This window comes from Herbaspirillum sp. B65 (assembly GCF_000333555.1).
GTDB classification, from domain to species: Bacteria; Pseudomonadota; Gammaproteobacteria; order Burkholderiales; family Burkholderiaceae_D; genus Herbaspirillum; species Herbaspirillum rubrisubalbicans.
Genome location: NZ_BADI01001236.1, coordinates 1 through 1,835 on the forward strand (window position 1 = coordinate 1; position 1,835 = coordinate 1,835).

Annotated in this window: 1 protein-coding gene and 1 pseudogene; one reads left to right on the top strand and one right to left on the bottom strand. The window is 66.8% G+C overall.

Annotation, left to right across the window (positions count from 1 at the left end; translation table 11 throughout):
* Window positions 1-182: 182 nt before the first annotated feature.
* Window positions 183-1,348 (bottom strand): annotated as a pseudogene (locus I5W_RS28905) (amidase family protein).
* Between the two features lie 337 nt (window positions 1,349-1,685).
* Between I5W_RS28905 and I5W_RS30740 the strand changes: the two are divergent.
* Window positions 1,686-1,835: LysR family transcriptional regulator (locus I5W_RS30740; protein WP_148289226.1), on the top strand; the 150-nt coding region annotated here is incomplete at its 3' end.

The window sequence follows — 1,835 nt, forward strand, 5'->3', positions numbered from 1 at the left end:
CTCCGCTTCNAGATGGCCGGATCGGTGTAGAGCGAAGGATCCACCACCGCATCCTGTACCAGGTCGGCATAGGATGAATCGGTCTTGCGCGGGTGGAAGCGTAGCGGTGCGTTCATGGCTTTCTCCAGTGGCTTGCAGTCGTTGTCAGTGTTGATTGGGCGAGCTTGTCGGGGCAGTGCGTGTCACGGGCGTTGCTTGACTGCCTGTTCCAGATGCAGGCCCAGTGCGCAAATGCGTTCGTCATCGCCCTTGCGGCCGACCAGTTGCAGTCCGGCCTTGAGCGAGCTGCCGGCCATCGGCACCGGAATGCTCAGGGCCGGATGGCCGGACAGGTTGAAGGGCCGCACCAGCGAGGACAGCATCAGCACCGAGGCACCCTGGCGGATCGCTTCCAGCGTCGGCGGCAGCGACGGCAGCGTCGGCAGCAGCAGCGCATCGGCGTCGGCCAGCGCGGCGTCGACTTCGGCGCTGAAGGCGGCACGCACGGCTTCGGCCTGGGCCACCGCGTCATCGGTGGTGGCGGCGGCGGCCGAGAGGCGCTTCTCGATGTCGGCGCCCAGTTTGCCGAGGCCAAGCAGGTGGCCGAAAGCGTCATGCGTCTCGCGGTTGATGAGGGTCATGCCGGCCTCGAAGGCAGCGTGCATGTGATGCGGGGTCCAGGCATCGCCTTGCCAGCCGCTGGCGGCGAAGGCCGCAGCGACGGCCTCTGCGATCTCGGGATCGGCCTGCACCGTCACCAGTTTGACGCGGGCCTGTGCTGCCGCTGCGGTGGCGGCAGCGCGGTCGAAACCGGGCGCGATGCTGGCCATGGCGCTGATGATGAGATCCATGCTGCGCGCAAAGGGACCCACGCAATCCAGGCTGCTCACGGCCGGATAGGCTCCGGCGCGGCTGACGCGGCCGAAGCTCGTTTTGATCCGATCACGCCGCAGAAGCCCGCGGGCAGGCGGATCGAGCCGCCGGTGTCGCTGCCGATGGACATGTCCACCAAGCCCGCGCCCACGGCCGAGGCCGAGCGCTGGAGGGAGCCGCCGGTCATGCGGCTGGCGTCCTGCGGATTGACGGCGGTGCCGTTCCAGTCATTGATGCCGGTCATGCCGTAGGCCAGCTCGTGCATGTTGGCGCGGGCGGTGAGCTGCCAGCCGGCGTCGAGCAGCTTGCGAACCACGTCGGCGTGCGCTGCAGCCGGCGGCGCGTCGGCCAGGGCGGCGCTGCCGCCGCAAGTGGGCTGGCCGGCGATGTCGATGCAATCCTTGATGGCCACTGTCGGGCCGCTGCCACCGAGGTGAAAACGCGAGAGCAGGGCGTTGCCGGTGCCGGGGACGGTGCGTGCTGAAGTGTTGCTCATCCTGCCGCTCCCAGGCAGGCGATGCGGGCCTGCTGCTGCAGAGCGGCGAGGGCGGCCTGGCCATTGCGCTTGCGCGGTGTCGGCAGGGGAGAGGAAGAAGTTGGCTGGGGGCTCATGGCGCATCCGTTCAAATGGGGCCGACCAGGCTGGCAATCCACGTCGCGCGCGGCATGCAGGCGGTTTCCTTGGCTGATGTGAAGCATTCTAAAAGTCGCCTTAAAATAGATCAAATTGATGTAAAATATTTTTCACATAAGCGGCATGGATAGTGATCGCCGCTTTCCTTGATGTGACTCATCGGGCCCAGGCCCCCGCGCGACCCCCTCCGGAGACTGCTATGGCGACCTTCAACAACATGGACCTGAACCTGCTGCGCGTCTTCCAGGCCATTGCCGACGAACGCAGCCTGACCCTGGCCGGCAACCGCCTGCACCTGTCGCAGCCCGCCGTGAGCTATGCGCTCGGACGGCTGCGCCAGATCTTCGAT